Source organism: Virgibacillus sp. MSJ-26 (genome assembly GCF_018918075.1).
Taxonomy (GTDB): Bacteria; Bacillota; Bacilli; order Bacillales; family Amphibacillaceae; genus MSJ-26.
In genome coordinates this window covers 102,950-121,942 of sequence record NZ_JAHLPW010000005.1, presented here as the reverse complement: position 1 = coordinate 121,942, position 18,993 = coordinate 102,950, and the positions used below count along the sequence as shown (strand labels likewise).

The 18,993-nt window shown below is 33.3% G+C and carries 24 protein-coding genes; 11 read left to right on the top strand and 13 right to left on the bottom strand.

Annotated elements, in window-relative coordinates; translation table 11 throughout:
- Positions 1 to 8 precede the first annotated feature (8 nt).
- Positions 9 to 1,283, top strand: coding sequence for an MFS transporter (locus KQI49_RS06100; protein ID WP_216487488.1), 1,275 nt, complete (start codon positions 9 to 11; stop codon positions 1,281 to 1,283).
- 73 nt (positions 1,284 to 1,356) lie between these two features.
- Positions 1,357 to 3,444 (top strand): peptidoglycan D,D-transpeptidase FtsI family protein, encoded by a 2,088-nt coding sequence (locus KQI49_RS06095; RefSeq protein WP_216487487.1) that lies wholly within the window; start codon positions 1,357 to 1,359, stop codon positions 3,442 to 3,444.
- Between the two features lie 62 nt (positions 3,445 to 3,506).
- Here the strand turns inward: KQI49_RS06095 and KQI49_RS06090 are convergent, their stop codons facing one another.
- Together KQI49_RS06090 and KQI49_RS06085 are read right to left on the bottom strand one after the other, a co-directional pair.
- The gene (locus tag KQI49_RS06090) at positions 3,507 to 4,046 is read right to left on the bottom strand and encodes a hypothetical protein (RefSeq protein ID WP_216487486.1); all 540 of its coding nucleotides are present in this window, start codon (positions 4,044 to 4,046) and stop codon (positions 3,507 to 3,509) included.
- 17 nt (positions 4,047 to 4,063) lie between these two features.
- Positions 4,064 to 4,402 (bottom strand): MreC domain-containing protein, encoded by a 339-nt coding sequence (locus KQI49_RS06085; RefSeq protein ID WP_216487485.1) that lies wholly within the window; start codon positions 4,400 to 4,402, stop codon positions 4,064 to 4,066.
- Positions 4,403 to 4,579: 177 nt separating this feature from the next.
- Between KQI49_RS06085 and rpmG the strand changes: the two genes are divergently transcribed.
- The 4 genes from rpmG (at position 4,580) to KQI49_RS06065 (ending at position 8,392) form a co-directional block, all read left to right on the top strand.
- Positions 4,580 to 4,729 (top strand): 50S ribosomal protein L33, encoded by a 150-nt coding sequence (rpmG, locus tag KQI49_RS06080; RefSeq protein ID WP_216487484.1) that lies wholly within the window; start codon positions 4,580 to 4,582, stop codon positions 4,727 to 4,729.
- Positions 4,730 to 4,881: 152 nt separating this feature from the next.
- Positions 4,882 to 5,445 carry a 5-formyltetrahydrofolate cyclo-ligase gene (locus KQI49_RS06075; RefSeq protein WP_253286697.1) on the top strand — a complete coding sequence of 188 codons (564 nt, stop codon included), beginning with the start codon at positions 4,882 to 4,884 and terminating at the stop codon, positions 5,443 to 5,445.
- 12 nt (positions 5,446 to 5,457) lie between these two features.
- Complete coding sequence (locus KQI49_RS06070) at positions 5,458 to 6,465, top strand: ThiF family adenylyltransferase (RefSeq protein WP_371817527.1); 1,008 nt, start codon at positions 5,458 to 5,460, stop codon at positions 6,463 to 6,465.
- A gap of 364 nt (positions 6,466 to 6,829) precedes the next feature.
- Entirely contained in the window at positions 6,830 to 8,392 is a 1,563-nt protein-coding gene (locus tag KQI49_RS06065) for a rhomboid family intramembrane serine protease (RefSeq protein ID WP_216487481.1), read from the top strand.
- A 9-nt stretch (positions 8,393 to 8,401) separates the two neighbouring features.
- Here KQI49_RS06065 and KQI49_RS06060 read toward each other — a convergent pair whose 3' ends face one another.
- Positions 8,402 to 9,247: a hypothetical protein gene (locus KQI49_RS06060; protein WP_216487480.1), complete on the bottom strand. Its 846-nt coding sequence runs from the start codon at positions 9,245 to 9,247 to the stop codon at positions 8,402 to 8,404.
- A gap of 112 nt (positions 9,248 to 9,359) precedes the next feature.
- On the opposite strand from KQI49_RS06060, the gene KQI49_RS06055 reads away from it, so the two are divergent.
- The 3 genes from KQI49_RS06055 (at position 9,360) to KQI49_RS06045 (ending at position 12,538) form a co-directional block, all read left to right on the top strand.
- A complete protein-coding gene (locus KQI49_RS06055; protein WP_216487479.1) occupies positions 9,360 to 9,563 on the top strand; it encodes a YqgQ family protein in 204 nt (67 codons plus the stop codon).
- A 6-nt stretch (positions 9,564 to 9,569) separates the two neighbouring features.
- Positions 9,570 to 10,541 carry an ROK family glucokinase gene (locus KQI49_RS06050; protein ID WP_216487478.1) on the top strand — a complete coding sequence of 324 codons (972 nt, stop codon included), beginning with the start codon at positions 9,570 to 9,572 and terminating at the stop codon, positions 10,539 to 10,541.
- 101 nt (positions 10,542 to 10,642) lie between these two features.
- Positions 10,643 to 12,538 (top strand): LTA synthase family protein, encoded by a 1,896-nt coding sequence (locus KQI49_RS06045; protein ID WP_216487477.1) that lies wholly within the window; start codon positions 10,643 to 10,645, stop codon positions 12,536 to 12,538.
- Positions 12,539 to 12,618: 80 nt separating this feature from the next.
- Here the strand turns inward: KQI49_RS06045 and KQI49_RS06040 are convergent, their stop codons facing one another.
- Positions 12,619 to 12,798: a DUF2759 family protein gene (locus KQI49_RS06040; protein ID WP_216487476.1), complete on the bottom strand. Its 180-nt coding sequence runs from the start codon at positions 12,796 to 12,798 to the stop codon at positions 12,619 to 12,621.
- 177 nt (positions 12,799 to 12,975) lie between these two features.
- On the opposite strand from KQI49_RS06040, the gene KQI49_RS06035 reads away from it, so the two are divergent.
- The gene (locus KQI49_RS06035) at positions 12,976 to 13,602 is read left to right on the top strand and encodes an MBL fold metallo-hydrolase (protein WP_216487475.1); all 627 of its coding nucleotides are present in this window, start codon (positions 12,976 to 12,978) and stop codon (positions 13,600 to 13,602) included.
- Positions 13,603 to 13,669: 67 nt separating this feature from the next.
- Here the strand turns inward: KQI49_RS06035 and KQI49_RS06030 are convergent, their stop codons facing one another.
- The 9 genes from KQI49_RS06030 to comGA all read right to left on the bottom strand — a co-directional run bounded on the left by KQI49_RS06030 (position 13,670) and on the right by comGA (position 18,672).
- A complete protein-coding gene (locus KQI49_RS06030; protein WP_216487474.1) occupies positions 13,670 to 13,912 on the bottom strand; it encodes a DUF2626 domain-containing protein in 243 nt (80 codons plus the stop codon).
- Between the two features lie 81 nt (positions 13,913 to 13,993).
- A complete protein-coding gene (locus tag KQI49_RS06025; RefSeq protein WP_216487473.1) occupies positions 13,994 to 14,683 on the bottom strand; it encodes a helix-turn-helix transcriptional regulator in 690 nt (229 codons plus the stop codon).
- Positions 14,684 to 14,807: 124 nt separating this feature from the next.
- Positions 14,808 to 15,197, bottom strand: coding sequence for a hypothetical protein (locus tag KQI49_RS06020; RefSeq protein WP_216487472.1), 390 nt, complete (start codon positions 15,195 to 15,197; stop codon positions 14,808 to 14,810).
- A complete protein-coding gene (locus tag KQI49_RS06015) occupies positions 15,169 to 15,621 on the bottom strand; it encodes a ComGF family competence protein (protein WP_216487471.1) in 453 nt (150 codons plus the stop codon). Before KQI49_RS06015 ends, KQI49_RS06020 begins: the two co-directional genes overlap by 29 nt.
- A complete protein-coding gene (locus KQI49_RS06010; protein ID WP_216487470.1) occupies positions 15,575 to 15,913 on the bottom strand; it encodes a prepilin-type N-terminal cleavage/methylation domain-containing protein in 339 nt (112 codons plus the stop codon). The genes KQI49_RS06015 and KQI49_RS06010 overlap by 47 nt, the downstream gene beginning before the upstream one ends.
- Positions 15,900 to 16,331 (bottom strand): type II secretion system protein, encoded by a 432-nt coding sequence (locus KQI49_RS06005; protein ID WP_216487469.1) that lies wholly within the window; start codon positions 16,329 to 16,331, stop codon positions 15,900 to 15,902. The genes KQI49_RS06010 and KQI49_RS06005 overlap by 14 nt, the downstream gene beginning before the upstream one ends.
- A complete protein-coding gene (gene comGC, locus KQI49_RS06000) occupies positions 16,321 to 16,626 on the bottom strand; it encodes a competence type IV pilus major pilin ComGC (RefSeq protein WP_216487468.1) in 306 nt (101 codons plus the stop codon). The genes KQI49_RS06005 and comGC overlap by 11 nt, the downstream gene beginning before the upstream one ends.
- 17 nt (positions 16,627 to 16,643) lie before the next feature.
- Entirely contained in the window at positions 16,644 to 17,699 is a 1,056-nt protein-coding gene (gene comGB, locus KQI49_RS05995) for a competence type IV pilus assembly protein ComGB (protein ID WP_216487467.1), read from the bottom strand.
- Positions 17,671 to 18,672 carry a competence type IV pilus ATPase ComGA gene (gene comGA / locus KQI49_RS05990; RefSeq protein WP_216487466.1) on the bottom strand — a complete coding sequence of 334 codons (1,002 nt, stop codon included), beginning with the start codon at positions 18,670 to 18,672 and terminating at the stop codon, positions 17,671 to 17,673. Before comGA ends, comGB begins: the two co-directional genes overlap by 29 nt.
- Positions 18,673 to 18,781: 109 nt before the next feature.
- On the opposite strand from comGA, the gene KQI49_RS05985 reads away from it, so the two are divergent.
- Positions 18,782 to 18,967 carry a YqzE family protein gene (locus KQI49_RS05985; RefSeq protein ID WP_216487465.1) on the top strand — a complete coding sequence of 62 codons (186 nt, stop codon included), beginning with the start codon at positions 18,782 to 18,784 and terminating at the stop codon, positions 18,965 to 18,967.
- The last annotated feature ends 26 nt before the right edge of the window (positions 18,968 to 18,993 follow it).

Sequence of the window (18,993 nt, the reverse complement as noted above, 5' to 3'; positions counted from 1 at the left end):
AATTCATCATGCAAAAGACTTTAAAATCCGTTATTAAAAATACTGATATAAATCGTGACCTCATTTTCCTATTAATTATTGGAGGGCTATATTCACTTGGTATCTTTTTATCCAATACATTCGTTAATATTTATTTGTGGAAACAAGCAGGAGACTATATAACGATTGCAGTCTACAATTTGGCAATATTTATATTCCAGCCCTTAACATTTATACTTGCCGGAAGAATAGCTAAAAAAGTCGACAGAGTCATTGTATTACGATTGGGGGTTTCTTTTCTCTCCATCTTCTTTTTAACTGTATTAATTATTGGTGAGAAAGCGTCTACTTATAATTTTGTTCTTGGAAGTGTTTTGGGGATTGGTTACGGCTTTTATTGGCTCGCCTTTAATGTACTAACCTTCGAAATAACGGAACCCGAGACACGGGATTTCTTTAATGGATTTTTAGGTGTGTTACAATCATTGGGTGGTATGATCGGACCAATCACAGCTGGCTTCATTATCGCTAAAATGACAGAGAATGCCGGCTATACAACCATTTTTACCGTTTCATTTATTTTATTTATATGCGCTGTAGTTATGAGCTTTTTCCTGAAACGCCGGCAAGCCAGGGGAAGTTTTTATTTTAAAGAAGTTTTACAAGAAAGAAAACATAATAAAAATTGGAGAAAGATTCTCCATGCCCATCTGTTTCAAGGCTTAAGAGAAGGTGTTTTCGCTTTTGTCATCACGATCTGGGTGTATTTAGTGACAAAAAGTGAACTATCGTTAGGTATGTTTAACCTTTATTTTTCTGGCTTTTCTTTTGTATTTTATTTTATAGCAACGAAATTCATAACACCCACAAAACGTAAAAAAGCTATACTTTTAGGCAGCTTATTACTATACCTTTCCTTATTTGTTATTTTGTTTAAAACAACATATATGACATTAATTATTTATGCTATTTTAATTGGTATAGCATATCCAATTATAAATGTTCCCTATGTTTCTTTAACATACGATGTAATCGGTAAAGCACGTAAAGCGAAAGAAATGAGAATTGAATATATCGTTGTTCGAGAGCTATTTACAAATATTGGACATGTTTTATCGATTAGCTTATTTTTGATTATAATGTATCTTTATGATCCTGAAGTAAGTATTCCTCTATTATTAATTGTGTTAGGAGCGGGGCATTTATTCATATTTATGTTTATTAAGGATATCCACTTATCCTCTGTAGAGTCGAACAAGAATGAATTAGTAAGTGATAAGATTACTGATGACAAAAATCGATAAAATGATTATCTTTCATTCATATCAATGGTATAATGGGTAGGTGATAATTCGAATTAAAAAAGGGTGAGTAAAAGTGAATAAGAAAAAGAAAAAGGTCCAACTCCCTTTTCGATTGAATATATTGTTTTTCGTAATCTTTTTATTGTTTTCGGTTTTAATTCTTCAATTGGGTGTTGTACAAATTTTAAATGGAGAGGAATATGAAAATGAAATTAATCGCACGATACAAGATACAACAAATATTCCTGTTCCAAGAGGTAAGATTTATGATCGCAATCTTAAAACAATCGTAGATAATAAACCGTTATATTCCATAACATATACACCTGAAAAAAATGTTCAAGCCGAGAAGCGGTTAGAAGTAGCTGAAGAGCTTGCGAAATACATTTCAATGTACACTGATAAGAATAAAAAGGATAAAATCAAAACGATAACTGAACGTAATAAGAAAGAATACTGGTATCTAAATAACAAAGAGGAAGCGGATAGCAGGCTTAGTGATAAAGAAGCTAGTGAGATGGATAATGCTGAACAATATAAAACTATATTGAAACGAATTACTAAAGATGAATATGAAGATTTAAAAGAAGAAGATTATAATATTATTTTAATTAAAAAAGAACTTGATAAAGCCTATTCTCTAACACCGCAAATTGTCAAGAATGAAGATGTTACACCTGAAGAGTATGCAAGAGTCGCAGAACATCTGGATGATCTACCTGGTGTTAATGCTACAACAGACTGGAATCGAGAGTATCCATATAAAGGCACATTACGAAATTTACTCGGCTCGATTACGTCCCAAGAACAAGGAATTCCGGCCGACAAAGAAGCATATTATTTAACAAGGGGTTATAGTCGTAATGACCGTGTAGGGAAAAGTGGCCTTGAAGAGCAATATGAAGAAACACTTAGAGGTAGAAAAGAGAAAATTGAACATACAACCAATAAAGATGGCGATGTGATTGGTTCGAAAGTTGCTGTCAAAGGTGAAAGAGGAAAAGACCTCGTTTTAACAATCGATTTAGAACTTCAAGAAAAAATAGATAAAATTATTCGTGATGAACTAAAAACAGCGATTCAAAAACATCCATACGAAAACCGTTATCTAAAAGAGGCAATGGCTGTGGCAATCAATCCACAAACGGGTGAATTATTAGCTGTATCAGGACAAGAGTATGATCGTAAAAATAATAAATTTAAAGATGCAGCATACAAAGCATTGCAAGAAGCTCATATCCCGGGGTCTACTGTCAAAGGGGCGAGTGTTCTGGCAGGATATCAATCAGGGGTGATTTCTCCAGGAGATTCATTTTTTGACAGTCCGATTCAGATTGCTCAAACAAAAAAAGGTTCTTGGAAACCACTTCAGCATGTAAACGATATTGATGCTTTAAGAATGTCCTCTAACGTCTATATGTTTTACATTGCTTTGAGAATGGGTGGGGAATACCGCTACCCATTTCCAAATGGCTCAAGTGTCAGCTTTGATCGCTCTGCCTTTCAAGAAATGCGCAATTACTTTAACCAGTTTGGTCTAGGTGTAAAGACGGGTGTGGATTTTCCATTTGAATCAACAGGAGTTGTTGGTAGTACGTCTTCTGCTAAAGCTGGTAATTTACTTGACTTGGCGATTGGCCAGTACGATACGTATACAACGCTTCAATTAGCTCAATATGTGTCAACCATTGCTAATGATGGCTATCGGGTCCGGCCACATTTCTTAAAAGAAATAAGACTGCCTAATAACGAAGAGGAAGATAATCTAGGGACAGTTTATCGGAGTCAGAATACGGATGTACTTAATCGGATACAAATGCCGAAGTCACAAATAGAACGTGTGCAGGAAGGCTTTCGTCAAGCATATCAGGTCCCTTCAGGTACAGCTTATCAGTATTTTACAGGAGTTGATTATAAACCGGCAGGAAAAACAGGAACCGCTGAAAGTTTTTATGTAGACGATGGTACGGTAATGACAACAGAAAACCGTTCACTTATCGGCTATGCGCCTTATGACGAACCAGAAATAGCGTTTGCTGTAATTGTTCCATATTTGGGTAAGCCAACTAGCCAGCATCCGATAAACCATAAAATTGGTAGAGGAATTATGGATACCTATTTTCAGTTGAAAAAGGAACGGGATCAAGGGAAAGAAGAATAAATTAAATAAAAGAGCACTTTTACCAAGCATGGTAAAGTGCTCTTTTTGCTTTATCTTATTTTTTACCGTGTAATTGCTTTTGCTAATTCTTTGAAATTCATATCACTTGTAACTTTGAATTTTCCTAATTGGACCCCTTTATGATATCCTTCGTCTTCCAAGTACTTATTAAATTTACTACTGTCTTCAATGATGTCATTTTCTTCGAGAAGATTCCCTATGTCAGACGATGGCATACCATCTTTGATATGAAGAGTATATTCCTTTACGCTATCTTTTTCCTCTTCTTCGTCGTTTTTGTCTTCTTTATCTTTTCCATCAGAACTTTCATCAGACTCTTTTTCACTAGATTCTTCTTCATTGTTATCTTTTTCAGCTTGACTTTCTTGTTCATTGCCATCCGCCAAGGATAAAGTAATATATTCTTCTTCAGTTACAACACGATAACCTTCATTTTTCATAACTTCAATCATTTCATCAAGCGGAAGATCCTCAGCATTTTTTTTAGAAGCTGCATTGTCTCCCGAAAATAAAAAGGTTACTACCATCATAATACCTGCAACAAACAGTCCAAGGGAAAAAGCTCGTATGGTTCTTTTCATCTATCATTCACCTTACTTTAATAGTTTTTTAATATGGCTTGAATGTCGTGGGTGCTTAGGTTAGTAGCTTTAGATATATCATTATAAGAATAGCCCTGTTGAGACAATTCATAGACTTTTTGCATCATAATGGGTTTTGTATCTTGAGTGTGAGTCGCATGATCATTCATATCATCTGTAAGCAATTCTTCTTCAAGGATTTTTATTTTTTTCTTCATTTGATATGTATCTTGCATTGTTGAGACGGATAGTTGCTCGATTTGACTCTCTAAGTCTTCAAATTTATCATTTGTGAAAAATGATAGAATAAACAGGACTACAGCTATCACGGTGATACTTATTCCTACATATAACATTTTTCTACCTCCATTCCTCTCCAATAATAGTTATACCATATAATAAACAAACTTGAAACAATAAATTTTTTCCTTTTCGTATCTTGATTGTTTTTCTTAAATCTGCTATTATAATAAGGTCTGAAATGGATTTATTAATGAGGTAAAAGCAAGTTTTTAAAGTTTGGAGGGATAATCATGCGTGTAAATATTACATTAGCTTGTACTGAGACTGGTGACCGTAATTATATCACAACTAAAAATAAACGAACAAACCCTGAGCGTATTGAACTTATGAAATACTGCCCACGTTTGAGAAAACATACATTACATCGTGAAACAAAATAAGTATGTAACTAAAGGAACTCTTATCAATAACGATAAGAGTTTTTTATTTTGTTTAAAGTCAAAAATTATACAGTTTTAAAATGAACTATATTTCTTTTCATAGTCTGTCTAACTACGATATACTTAAATTGATAAGTTTATGTTGTGGAGTGATGACTTTGAATAAAGCAGATATACGCCAAATGATAATAAGTAAATTGAAAAAAATTACAGATAAAGAACGTTATATTATCGAAAATGCGTTGTTAAAGGGTTTAGTGGAATCGAATCTTTGGAAAAAGGCTAATTCTATAGGTATTACGATATCACATGGCTTTGAATGGGATACGAGTGATCTTATAAAAACAGCATGGAAACAAGGAAAACAAGTTTATGCACCAAAATGTTTGCCAAGTGAAAGAGAGATGGTCTTTTATCGAATTGAAAATTTTAACCAACTTGAGGTCGTTTATTATAATTTGCTTGAACCAAAGCCTCAAGAAACCAAGCCGGTTGAGAAAAACTCTATCGATTTAATCGTTGTTCCAGGCGTCGTATTCGATAAAGCTGGTTATAGAATTGGATTTGGTGGTGGGTATTATGATCGATTTTTAGCTGACTATCAGAATGAGACAGTTTCACTTTTACATACAGAACAACTAGTAGATTGTATTCCTATTGATTCACATGATATAGCCGTAAACCACCTACTTACAGAAAAAGGATTAGTAAAATAAGGAGGACGTATGATGAACCGCTATGCACGGCAAATGCTATTTAATCCAATAGGGGAAGAAGGACAACAGAAATTAGCAGACAGTAGTGTCTTAATTGTTGGTGCTGGAGCACTCGGTGGTGTTATTGCCAATCAGTTGGCACGAGCAGGATTAGGAAAGATACGATTAATTGATCGAGATTATGTGGAATTAACTAATCTGCAGAGACAAATATTATTTGATGAGCAAGATGTCGAAAAGTCGGTTCCAAAAGCAATTGCAGCAAAAAATAAACTTCAAGCTAGCAATAGTGACATAGAGGTGGAAGCAATTGTTGCCGATGCTACAGTTGATAATATTAATGACTTAATCCAAGGAATTGATGTCGTCCTTGATGGAACGGATAATTTTTCAACACGTTTTATGCTTAATGATATATGTTTTAAACACGGGATTCCGTATTCATACGGAGGAGTGGTTAGTTCAAGAGGAATGACATCTTTTTTTATCCCTGAACAAACACCATGTCTTAGATGTATGATAAGTGAGGGAGCAGGTGATGGACAAACTTGCGACACGGTCGGAATTATTTCTCCGATTGTTGATATTATCTCTTCATATCAAGTTACGGAAACAATTAAATATTTAACTGGCCACTTTAAAAACTTACGTCAAACATTTAAAACAATTGATATTTGGTCAAATCAGCAGTTTGATATAAAGTTGGCGCAACCTAAAAAGGAATGCTTGACATGTCAACAGCATATTTATCCAGCATTAAAGAAAACAATGAACGAAGAAGCAACCATTTTATGTGGTCGTGATACTGTCCAAATTCATAAGAAGTCTGAGATGAATCTTGTGAAATGGAAAGAACGCTTAGAGACGATTGCCAATGTTACACGAACACCCTTTTTACTTAAAGCACAATTTGATAATAATATTGATTTTGTTATATTTTCTGATGGAAGAGTGCTCGTGCAGGGAACAGAAGACATTGTTAAAGCAAGAACATTATACGATCGTTATATAGGCTCTTAGTAATCGTGTATAAAAATGAAAAAACGTAAAAAACTATGATCATTCAATAGGAAGGATGATCATATGAGACGTGTTTATTTATTTTTTGCTATACTTATTCTAAGTGTATTTGTCTATCGGAAGCGTTACCGAGTCATTAATTTTCTTTTAGCTGTAAGTGTTATCAGGAAATTAATGATATCATTAGCCATGAGGGTTCCTTTCTTTAAATCCAATGTTTTTAGATTCTTGTTTAATGAAGAAAAGGTATAAGAACAGAAAAAGAAGTTGTTTAATAAAAACAACTTCTTTTTCTTATTACCGCAGTCATTTGACTAAGAAAAAGAGCGTGATTTTGATATGATGGGAGTAGGGAGGAAACTGAATGAATGTTAAAGAAAATTACTTATTGTATCTAACTGCTTATGAGCTAGTATCTGACCAAGGTTATGAGTTGTTACATATAAATGATCAAATAAAAGAAATTTGGTTACAAAAAGATGAAAACAAAACATCTAAAGTTTTACGTCTAACAACACAAGAATTTAATTGGAAAAATCATTTAAAAAAAGATATAGCGCAAGTTTTTCAAAAAACCTTAGCATTGAAAAGATACTTACCAAGAAAGACAGTAGAAGTTAATAATATTTATATTACAAAACATGCTCCTGTTGACGACTGGGAAACGTTAAAAAAACCTATGATGTTGAAAGAAAAGAAAAACCCTGTTCGAATGAATATATATTATTTAGATGAAAAGGGTTTTCAGGAAGAAGAAGAAAGACTCGAGGCGAATTTACATTTCTCCTTACCTAACGAAGACATTGAGGAATCTGAAGATATACTTGAAGAAAAAACTAACCATTATAAAAGAGAGTTATCTCAATTTATATCTAATAAGAAAAAAGAACGAGAAAATGTCTTCTCATTCGGAAAGCCAAGGTTAATTTATTTATTATTATTAGTTAATGTTCTCATGTACTTTCTCTTAGAATTTAATGGCGGAAGTGATTCGATTGATACTTTAATCAAATATGGAGCAAAATACAATCCAGCTATCTTAATGGATGGAGAATGGTGGCGGATTGTTAGTTCAATGTTTTTGCATATTGGATTACTACATTTGATTATGAACATGATTGCCGTGTTCTACCTAGGAACTCTTGTTGAACGAATTTATGGGTCATTCCGATTTTTCATTATCTATATGTTAGCAGGGATTGGTGGCGGTGTAGCTAGTTTTGCCTTTTCGATGAATGTTTCAGCAGGCGCTTCTGGTGCGTTGTTTGGTTTATTTGGTGCTTTATTATTTTTTGGACTTATATATAAGCGTTTATTTTTTCAAACGATTGGTATGAACTTATTAATTTTAATTGGAATCAATATTGTGTTTGGTTTTACGGTTCCTGCAATCGATAATGCTGCTCATATTGGTGGGCTCATAACAGGGTTTATAGCTGCAGCTATTGTGCATTTACCCAGAAAAGAAGCTTTGCTTAAACAAGGTCTGGCCTTTGTTCTTTATATTATTCTTATCACAGCGCTCGTCATATTCGGCATTCAAAACAATTCAAATGATCCGACATATCAACTTTCACGTATTGATCAATTACTTGAAGAAGATAATTATGAACAAGTTGTTGAGGATGCAACAGAGGCATTGGAAAATCCTAGTGCATTAGAAGCTCCATTATTATTTCAGCGTTCCTATGCTTATATTGAATTAGATGAACTGGATTTAGCAATAAAAGATTTAGAAAAAAGTATTCAGTTAACCGATGAGGAACCACTTCCCGAGTCCTTTTACAATCTGGCATTATTATATTATGAAACGGGGGAAGAAGCGAAAGCAGAAGAAGCCATTAAAGAAGCTTATCAGTTAAAACCTGATGATGAAAATTATCTAGAGTTGTATGAGAACATTATAGGAGAAAAGCCAACTGAATAAAGCTTCATTTTATATACGTTGAATCAACATATCCTTTTTATTATTTAACTCAAATAAAACTAGAATATGAGTTTGATTTTTATCTAACAAAACAATAGGTTCTAAACCAGTTAGTTGCATGTTTTTAGTTTTCGTCGCTGGGACAATGTAATTTTTGTACACTCCTTCCCATAATTGACCAATGATTCGGTTCGTTTCACTTGTTGTCATATTTGGCAGGGGTGTATGGCTGTATTTAAATAAATTCGTAAAGGGAATTAATTGATAGTCCTCAAGAGATACATTAAAGTGCGTGGCTAACTTATGCCAATGATTAAGAAGATTTCCTTTAACCATTAAATCAATATCTTTCTGTGCTCTTTGTTTGTATGGAACAAGAGGCTTTTGAAAAGCGATTAATCCACGATTGGACGATGGAATAATATATAAATAATCATAAGACATATCTTGTACACTTGTTATATCTGTACCCGCATTTTGTAACTCACCATAATGAAAGCTAATGGCTTCCCATAGGATATTTTTATTAGAAGTTAATCTCTCTTCCATATTAATAATGTCAGCATGATCTACCCATTGACTTTTTACACCTTTTAATTTTCCATTACCAAATAATAAAGATACATCCTGACGTAAATAGGAAATTCGGTCAGATTTGGAATGTGTTTTCCATTTTAAAGGCTTGTCCTGTTCATGGGCTTCTAAAGAGAGAGAGGTAGTAGCCTGGTCAAATGCTGTATCTTCATCAATTGGGAAAAAAGTAATTGTTTGAATCGAACGTTGATTGAACAGTAATATAATCATGAATACTATAACTAGAAAAAAAGATATATAGTTGAATGCTTGCTTTTTCATTCAATCATTCCCTTAGTTTAGTTTGTAGTAAAATGTATGTAAGCGTATTGCCTAATATGTTTATCTAATTCAAAAGTAAAAATTAATTTGATATAATTAAAATGGTGATTAAATGGAATCAGTTTATGATGTACGTCAATTATTAAAAAGGTTTGGAATTTTCATTTATCTTGGGGAGAGAGCTGCTGACTTAAGTTTAATGGAGTTGGAATTACAGGAACTATATAAAATCGAATGTATTTCAACGATAGAGTATCAGATGGCTATTTTAATAATTCGCAAAGAAAAAACACGATTACAAAACAAGGAGGAGTAGCATGAGATGGAAAACATTATCATAGGTATTGATATAGGTGGCACTACAGCAAAAATCGGTTTGTTAAAAGCTACAGGTGACATACTTGAAAAGTGGGAGATTCCTACAGTTACCGAAAATAAGGGTAAATTAATTATTAATCATGTTTGTCAATCAATTGAACGCAAATTAAGAGAGTTTAACTATAAAAAAGATAATGTTTTAGGGATTGGTATAGGTGTTCCCGGTTTTATTGATGCAGAAAATGGATGTGTTTATGAAGCAGTTAATATTGGTTGGGAAAACATTAACATAACTAAAAAAGTAGAAGAAAAATTAAAGTTACCTACCTTTTTAGAGAATGACGCTAATGTTGCAGTATTAGGTGAAAACTGGTTAGGTGCGGGGAATCAGGATAAAGACATTTTGGCTGTCACACTCGGAACAGGGGTTGGTGGAGGTATTATTGCAAGTGGTAAAGTTTTAAATGGAAGTAATGGTACAGCAGGAGAAATAGGACATATGACAGTTGATATTGATGGTCCGCTTTGTAATTGTGGGCGAAAAGGATGTTTAGAAACTTATGTTTCAGCCACAGGGATGGTTCGACAAGCGATGGAAATGATCTCAAAACACCCAACAAGTAATCTAGCTAAAAGATACAAAGCTAACGAGTGTATTACGACACAAGATATTTTTGAATTATTAGAAGAAAATGATCCTATCTCACAACAAATTATAAATTTTACGACAGATGTTCTCGGTAAGGAGTTGGCAAACGTCGCCACTATTTTAAATCCCTCTAAAATTCTTATTGGCGGGGGAGTATCCAAGGCTGGAGATCAATTGATGATACCACTAAAAACTGCTTTTAAAAAATATTCTTTACCACGTATACATGAAAGTTGTGAATTTAAAGTGGCTCAACTTGGAAACGATGCTGGTATTATCGGTGCTTCCTATCTTGTAAAACAAAATATTCAGCGTTTAACCTTTTAATCCATTTTAACTGTTACCCCTTCATCTAATGCCGTAACGGGTAGAATATTTATTACATATAAATAAGAGGTAAGTAGAAGTGAATTATAGGAGGATTTAAAATGAGTGGTAAACGGCTTAAGACCCCTTTATATGTTATTGCTACCATTTTATTTGGTGTGAAAACATATATTGTATACCGTTTTATGTTTAATATTGAGGTTGAAAATTTAATGCAAGAAATTATCCTCTTTCTGAATCCTTTCATCTCAGCTTTTTTAATATTTTCAATCAGTGTGTGGATTAAAAAAACAACTAGGCAAATGAAATATATAAAATACACAGCTTTAATTGGTACCGTTATTTTATTTGTGAATCTAGTATTTTACCGAAATTTCACAGATTTTATTACTGTACCGCAATTATTTCAATCTAGTAATATGGTAGATTTAGGATCCAGTATTCTCAGCCTTATTAAGGTATATGATATATTTCTATTTTTAGATATTGCTTTTATATGGTATTTAAGTAAACGTCATCGAGATGTTGTCTACGTAAACTATCCGAAAAGTGGGCGAGTATTTGCATTAGTTTTATCGTTGTTATTGTTGACAGGTAATTTTTTTCTAGCGGAGATGGAAAGACCTGAATTGTTTACGCGAGCTTTCGATCGGGAATATCTCGTCAAAAATATTGGTTTATTTAATTATCATGTTTATGATGTGTTTATGCATTCCAAAGTAAAGTCTAAACGACTTCTTGCAGATGGAAATGATATTCCAGCTATTAAAGATTATATAAGTGATAATATAAGAAGTGATGAAGAGTCTGACTTGTTCGGTGTAGCAGAAGATAAAAATATCATTTTTATTTTTGCTGAGTCGGTGCAAAACTTTGTGATTAATAATAAGGTTAATGGTGAAGAGATTACCCCATTTATGAATAATTTAGTAAAGGATGAAGACACATATTACTTCGATAACTTTTATCACCAAACTGAACAAGGTAAAACATCTGATTCTGAGTTTTTAGTAGAAAATTCTTTATACCCTTTATCAAGAGGGGCAGTATTTTTTACTAATGGACAGAATGAATATAACGGCTTATCTGAACTTTTGAAAGAAGAAGGATACTATTCAGCTGTGTTTCATGCGAATAATAAGAGCTTTTGGAATAGGGATCAAATGTATGACAGCTTACATGTTGATGACTTTTTTGATATAGATTCGTTTGAAGTGACGCAAGAAAATTCAGTCGGATGGGGTTTGAAGGACAAAGAATATTTTGATCAATCAATCAAACATTTAGAATCGTTAGAGACCCCTTTTTATGCCAAGTTTATAACCTTGACCAATCATTTTCCATTTGAACTCGATGAAGAAGACCAATCCATTGAGCCTTATGATTCAAATTCAGCTACACTTAATAATTACTTCCCTACTGTAAGGTATACTGATGAGGCGTTAGAACAATTTTTCGAACAATTAAAACAAGCGGATCTTTACGAAGACTCTATTATAGTCATCATGGGAGATCACTACGGAATTAGTGCCAATCATAATAAGGCCATGAGTCAGTATTTAGATAAAGAAGAAATTACGCCATATGATCATGTGGAACTACAACAGGTACCATTTTTCATCCATATTCCTGGCCATGGAAAAGGGGAGACAATATCTAAAGTATCCGGTCAAATCGACGTCAAACCGACATTATTGCATATGGCTGGTGTCCATACTGATCAAGATCTTTATTTCGGAAATGATTTATTCCACGATGATCGAAAAGACTTTATTGTTTTTCGAAATGGAGACTTTGTGAGTGAAGACAATATTTATGCGGCTGGAATTTGTTTCGATGGTAAGACAGGGGAGCCTTTAAATGACCATAATACGGGCTTTACAACAACCGAGTCCAAGAACGCTTGTACTTCATTTATTGAAGAAGCAGAGAAAGAATTGAAGTATTCAGATGATATTATTTACGGAGATTTATTTCGCTTTATGGATTTTAATTAATTTTAATTGTTAAATACAAAAGACACAAGTCGAAGATATACCTTTGACTTGTGTCTTTTTCAACTAATGATAAATATTCTTTAAATAGAATCTTGAATCACATTAATAATTGTTGCGATTGAAAAGAAACCAAACACTAAAGCTGCTAGTGCTGAAAATGCTAATGCTAATAAGTTTTTAAATTTTAACTGACGTACGACAGATATAACAGCGAAAAGGGTGACAAGTAATAGGATACTTGCAAATACAAGATGTGTCATTATTAAATCGCCTCCTTATAAGTTCCTTGGTTATAATGTTTGATAAAGGAATTACATTTATATTATTATGTATCTAATCGCATACATTAGTTATTTTATAATAAGTAAACTGATTTGTCGAGGTTTATTAATTTGAAGATAAACTTATTTTTTAATTAAAGAAAGGATGAAAGTAAATTGAACATTAAAGCTTTTTCTTTAGGCCCACTAGGGACTAATTGTTATATCGTATATAAAGAAGCTAAGGCGCTAATTATAGACCCTGGTGGTGATGCTGAACAAGTGATTTCCTTTTTAGACAAAAACGACGTAGAACCACTTTGCATATTGCTGACGCATGCACATTTTGATCATATTGGTGCGGTTGATGAATTACGGAATCATTACTCGATTGATGTTTATCTTCATGAAAATGAAAAGGAATGGTTAACAGATGCCGAATTAAATCGTTCACTCTTGTTCACGGGCGTAGGATTCACTACAAGTGCACCAGACCATCTTATAGAGCCCGGTTCAATCGATATCGGTCCTTTTCATCTTGACATTATACATACACCAGGTCATTCGCCAGGTAGTGTAACTTTTATATTTCATGATGAAAAATTCATCATTAGTGGAGATGTTTTATTCCAAAGTGGTGTGGGCCGAACCGATTTACCTGGAGGAAAGTTTTCTCAGTTAGTTGCTTCGTTAAGAGAAAAAATTTACACGCTCCCAGAAGACTTCACCGTACTACCAGGACACGGTGGTCAAACTAATATTGGTATAGAAAAAAAGAATAACCCTTATATACCTGGTAAATAAAATAGCACCCGCTTAGGAGCGGGTGCTATTTTGGCTATGTATTTTTCTTTTAATAGCCTTGTCCCTATTAATGTCCAAAGCCGGGAACTAAGATAAATTCTGAGTACCACGTGAATCCAATAAAGAATAGTGTACAATAAGCTCCGAATAGGTACATATACATACGTTCAGAAAGTTTTAAATAACTTACTGCAAGGAAAAACGCCGTTTGAACAAGAAATAACACTGCTACTTTGCTCATATCGCCTACGTAGAACATTACCGTAAATATTCCTGTCCAAAAGGCAAGGACACGAAACATACGATCCATGCTTTCCCCTCCTTTTAGATAGCCTTTTACATTGCTATTATAAACGAGACAATCAAAAATGTAAATGAATGTTTATCAACTTCAAGAAAGTTCTGCTACATAAGAGCAATTTTCGCATCCTGTTAGCATATTCTCTGTCTCAATCAGTTTAATATTCGTAAATAATGATTCAAACATACCTCTTAAGAAATATTGATGCATATTACATACTAAGGAATGATTAGTTAAAGCAATCTCTTTAAATGGACAATTATTAACCTTAAACATAATACTATTTGTATCAGGTACATAAGTAAATTCAGGATACATTCCTAGCATAATGCCTGCATCTTCTAAGATTTGTAGTTTCTGATCGATGCTAAGACTTTTTATCGCAGGTGTATCATATCTTTCCATTATTTTAAGTCCATATTTTCTTCCAGTTTGATATAATGCTTCCTTACCTGGATCTCCTAATTCTGCAAAAGTCTCAAGCGCAATGATTGAAAACATCTTGTAGTCTCGGTGGGGGAAGTTTAGTTCAATAACTTCTTCGGAAAGACTATATAATCGACTTGGCCTACCACCTTTACCAGTTCTTTTTGAATAAGAAATAAGAAGGTTAATATCTTGAAGTTTAGTTAAGTGCATTCTAGCCACATTAGGATGAATATCAAAATGATCAGCAATTTCTGTGACCGTCACTTCATGTCTGTGTTGGATCATAAATTGATAAATATTGAAACGAGTTGGATCACTTAATACATTGGTAACTTTCAATGTGTGTTCCATTATATTTCACCTCATTACTATTATTATTATATTTATTATATTATTAAATACATTAATATTGGATTGTAATGAGTGATTGTTGAAAATTATACATAATCCTGAGACAAACTTCAGACATATATGCTTAGTTTCTATTGTTTTGATGATGGGCAAGTTCTATATAATCATTAATTGAAAAGGATATATTATTGTCTGTTGTAATTTGATAGTGAACGAATGCACGATTCTCTTTATGGTTAAGAAATGAAATCGTAACATCACCTGAAGGAAATGTATATGAGATAACTTCAGGAATGTGATTGCTTTGATTGACATCCTCCCTGTATTTCATATGACTCATCTGAATAAGTGTTTCTATTTTTATTTGCTCAATTAAGTGGTGCATCATGTGGATTTCATTATCGTATAGTTTAATATTTGTAGTAACTAAGAGAAATGTCAATGAAACAATAAACAGCACGTAAGGAAGAAAAAAGCCACGTTGATTATTGAAATAAAAAAATTTGTTTCTCATAAAATTCTCCTTGCATCGTTGAAACCGTTATAAGCATACCATGTGAAGTTTTTTTAAACATTAATTTATCGATATCTCTTAGATAAATTTCATGTCCTTTTTCTTCAACTCGTCGGCGAACTAAATTGTTATAAAATGAAATTTCTGCAACATCTCCATTTTTTAGTTCATAAGAAATTGCGTCTGGATTAATAACTTCGATATGTGGCGATTCTGTTAGTTCGTCACGTAAAAAGAGGAAAAACTGCTGAGTTGAAATCATTTCCTGATGTGATGAATAGGCAAGGCTATTTAGTAAATAAGCAAGAAAGGGAAGTGAGATGAAAATAATAGTGATCGTTGTGAGCATCGATATCATTGAAAATCCAAATTCATTTCTAGCGATAACCGAATAAGCATTTTTTTTCAACTTTTTCTCTGACATTGGTCCATTTGACACATCCTTTAACAATGTTATGCGATTCCTTAGTAAATAAGAATGTGACAGTTCTATTATTTAATGTTTTTTCATAGATGCTTGGAAGTTTCTTATTCTTTTGCCATAAATAAGACTGTAATTCTTCATGTAACTGAGAAGTATGATCAAATCGTTCACTTAAAATCTGCCGCTCACTAGTCAATAATGAATTGATCGGTATGGCTATTATAATAATTATGAATAGAATACTTGAGGCAATAATAACTTCGATTAAAGTAAACCCTTTATTGTTTATCAATATATCCTCTTCCTTTTCCTAATGGAAAAATTATTCGATAATCGGTATTTTCGGATTGGATTAAAATCGTGCCGGGCTTGCGAATAGTACCATTTTTAAATGAAATTTCTTTAAATAATCGTTCATCTTTTTTCCATCCTGGAGGATACGACCTTTTAATTTTCCGTTTGTGACCATTCTTATCAACATGCACTGTATAAGAATAATCTTCAAATTTAACATACGCCTTACCACTATTCATTCCGTGGGATGCTACCTGTATGAATAAGAGGTCGGAAAATAGCAAATCGAAAAACTTCTTTTCACTTTGGTTGTCTAAAATTGAAAATATAATGGGAGCGCTTAGCGAGACGATGATAGATAACATAGATAATGTAAATATAACTTCAAGGAGTGTGAATCCTCGATTACTTTTCAACCGACACAACTCCATCTTCAATTGTTAATTTGTTTCCGTTGGGGCATGATTTTTGCTCGTTTTTAATATATTTTTCTGAAGCGAGTTTATCAATGGTAGAAGGATAAGATCCTTCGTCAAGATAATAAGCATTGGTTTGGGATTGTACAACAGATATTAATGCTTCACATCCTTTACTATTGACTGTCTTTGTCTGATTTCTCAAATTGGGTACTATTAGAATAATTAATACAGAGATAATCATTAATACGATCATCATCTCTACTAGGGTAAAGCCTTTCTCATTTTTTAACACTATATCCAGACTCTCCTTTATATTGTTTTAATTAATTGAAACATAGGCCACATTAAACTGACGTAAATAAATATAATAAAGCTGGCTAAAATCATAAAAAATAATGGTTGCATCAGTGTTAAAACTTTCATCATTTTATGATGCAGCTCTTCGGTTAAATAATCTGCATAGGCTTTTAGATCGCGTCCTAAAGAATCTGCGTCTATGTTCTTTTGAAAAATAGAAGAAAGCTGTGAATCCATGAAAGTCATTTTGCTTAAAAGACTGGTGACGTATACTCCTTTAGATAATTCTGTTGTCATTTGGTCTGCATAGTGTGATAGAATTGGGAGCTTTTCTTGTAAAGCTAAAATGTTAAGTATTTCTTTAATCGGCAAGCCTGTCTTTAGTAAGGTACTTAGATGGGTGGCAAACAGTAAAGAAGTATGATTCTTCAAATAATAACGATAGAAAGGAATAGCATTATAAATTTTCATTTTTAGGTTAATGTTAATTTTTTTGTTTGAAAACCGCCATACTATCATCAGACACCCTATGCCGACTGTGAAATAGAGTATTGCTTGACTAATGATATCAATTAATAAAATTGAAATTAATAGGGTAGAGGATGAACTTTCACTCATTTGAAAAATGTCTTGAAAGGATGGTAAAACTGTGTACTTTAAGAATATAAGCAAGATAAAAAAGAAAATAAACAGTATAAGTGGATAACGAACAGTTTGTTTAAATTTATTTAAATAATTTAAGCGTTGTTCGTAGATGAGGATACATTTATGAATATGTGTTTCAAGATCTCCAACAGTGCGAACAAAGAAAAGATAGGATGTAATATCTGGATGAAATTTAGCCTCTTCTAAAGCTTGATCTATGGGCGTACCGTTTTTCAGCAATCTTGCAATCACTTGAGAGGTGTTTGCTAATTTACCATCCCATTCAATGATTTCTAAAGCTTCTAACAGAGGATAGCCACTTTCAAGTAAATGGGCCAAGCGTTTAAGAAACCGTAATTGAATATCTGTTGATAACCATCTTTTTTCAAAAAAATTAATGTTTTTTTTCAGAGATAAATCCATATGCCAATGCCTTCCTCTTCAAATGTTTAAATGAATATATTTGTTTTTTCATGTCAATCTCCTTTCCTAGAATAGCTTGGTGAAGATTATGTCCATCAAGAAGTTCCATAATTGCTGCTCTTCTCTTACCGGTTGTGTAAAGATTTAGCGAGACAAGTTCTAGTGCCGCCACACCAATTAATGATTGTTTTAGTTCAGAAGTTTCTAACCCCATATCAAGAAGTCGATGGATTGTTCCTAGAGCGTTTTTAGCATGTAGGGTGCTAAGGACAAGGTGGCCGGTCAGTGAGGCTTCAAATGCGAACTGGGCAGTATATTTATCGCGAATTTCACCAATCATAATAATATCTGGATCGTGACGTAATGCTGCTTTTAGACCTACATGGTACGAAATACCTGCTTTTTCATTAACTTGAACTTGTAAAATATCATGGATGTTTTTTTCAATTGGATCTTCTAATGTTATCGCCTGGTAGGAACTTTCATTAAGAATAGTTTGTAGTAGGGAATACAAAGTTGTGGTTTTCCCACTTCCCGTGGGGCCGGTTAATAAAATGAGACCTGCTCGTTTTGTCGTCCACTGTTTTATGGTTTTTAATTGGTTTGGAAATAAAAATAATCGATCAAGAGAGAGGTCATGTTCTTGTGGAAGTATTCGGATAGCTAAGCTCTCAGTTTGATTAACAGGTAACGTGGATAAACGAAGTGAAAAAACTGATGTTCTAAACATATGCCTGATCACTCCGTTTTGTGGTTTCCTAACTTCTCCGATGTCCATTCCGGATGTGAATTTATAGTAAGTTAATAACAACTCGTATTGCTTAGAAGATATTGTTGTGTGATGCAGACGTTTTCCATTGGTCCTAAAGTATATGTTTGTATGCTCTTGAAATGGATAGAAGTGAATGTCTGAGGCATGAACACTGTAGGCAGAAGTTAGGAGACTTTCAGATAAAGACGCAGCCTGATTCAATGGATCACCTCCTTTTAGTGGGGGTAATTATACTATTCGACATGTATCTTCAAAGTCCTGCATTTATTTTAAAATTTTTTATAATGAAATCGAAGTTAGGAGCGGTTGTATGTCGGTAAATGATTATATCAAGTATATAACAGAGCAGGTGATGACTCATCTTAATAAGTCGCCTGAAGAGAAACGACGAGAAAAGATTCAGCAAAAGAAAAAGAAAACAGGAAAAGTGAAATTGACCAATCAATGGTTGGGTGTATTACCCATGGCTTTTAAATTATTTATAAAAAAAGATTAAGAGGCCGCCATGGCCTCTTAATCTTT

Bases quoted from the DNA above. Each gene is read 5' to 3' on its own strand.
- KQI49_RS06100 (WP_216487488.1), top strand. From the start codon at position 9: ATGCAAAAGACTTTAAAATCCGTTATTAAAAATACTGATATAAATCGT.
- KQI49_RS06090 (WP_216487486.1), bottom strand. From the start codon at position 4,046: ATGAAAAGAACCATACGAGCTTTTTCCCTTGGACTGTTTGTTGCAGGT.
- KQI49_RS06085 (WP_216487485.1), bottom strand. From the start codon at position 4,402: ATGTTATATGTAGGAATAAGTATCACCGTGATAGCTGTAGTCCTGTTT.
- rpmG (WP_216487484.1), top strand. From the start codon at position 4,580: ATGCGTGTAAATATTACATTAGCTTGTACTGAGACTGGTGACCGTAAT.
- KQI49_RS06075 (WP_253286697.1), top strand. From the start codon at position 4,882: ATGACTTTGAATAAAGCAGATATACGCCAAATGATAATAAGTAAATTG.
- KQI49_RS06070 (WP_371817527.1), top strand. From the start codon at position 5,458: ATGAACCGCTATGCACGGCAAATGCTATTTAATCCAATAGGGGAAGAA.
- KQI49_RS06065 (WP_216487481.1), top strand. From the start codon at position 6,830: ATGAATGTTAAAGAAAATTACTTATTGTATCTAACTGCTTATGAGCTA.
- KQI49_RS06060 (WP_216487480.1), bottom strand. From the start codon at position 9,247: ATGAAAAAGCAAGCATTCAACTATATATCTTTTTTTCTAGTTATAGTA.
- KQI49_RS06055 (WP_216487479.1), top strand. From the start codon at position 9,360: ATGGAATCAGTTTATGATGTACGTCAATTATTAAAAAGGTTTGGAATT.
- KQI49_RS06050 (WP_216487478.1), top strand. From the start codon at position 9,570: ATGGAAAACATTATCATAGGTATTGATATAGGTGGCACTACAGCAAAA.
- KQI49_RS06045 (WP_216487477.1), top strand. From the start codon at position 10,643: ATGAGTGGTAAACGGCTTAAGACCCCTTTATATGTTATTGCTACCATT.
- KQI49_RS06040 (WP_216487476.1), bottom strand. From the start codon at position 12,798: ATGACACATCTTGTATTTGCAAGTATCCTATTACTTGTCACCCTTTTC.
- KQI49_RS06030 (WP_216487474.1), bottom strand. From the start codon at position 13,912: ATGGATCGTATGTTTCGTGTCCTTGCCTTTTGGACAGGAATATTTACG.
- KQI49_RS06025 (WP_216487473.1), bottom strand. From the start codon at position 14,683: ATGGAACACACATTGAAAGTTACCAATGTATTAAGTGATCCAACTCGT.
- KQI49_RS06020 (WP_216487472.1), bottom strand. From the start codon at position 15,197: ATGAGAAACAAATTTTTTTATTTCAATAATCAACGTGGCTTTTTTCTT.
- KQI49_RS06015 (WP_216487471.1), bottom strand. From the start codon at position 15,621: ATGTCAGAGAAAAAGTTGAAAAAAAATGCTTATTCGGTTATCGCTAGA.
- comGB (WP_216487467.1), bottom strand. From the start codon at position 17,699: ATGGATTTATCTCTGAAAAAAAACATTAATTTTTTTGAAAAAAGATGG.
- KQI49_RS05985 (WP_216487465.1), top strand. From the start codon at position 18,782: ATGTCGGTAAATGATTATATCAAGTATATAACAGAGCAGGTGATGACT.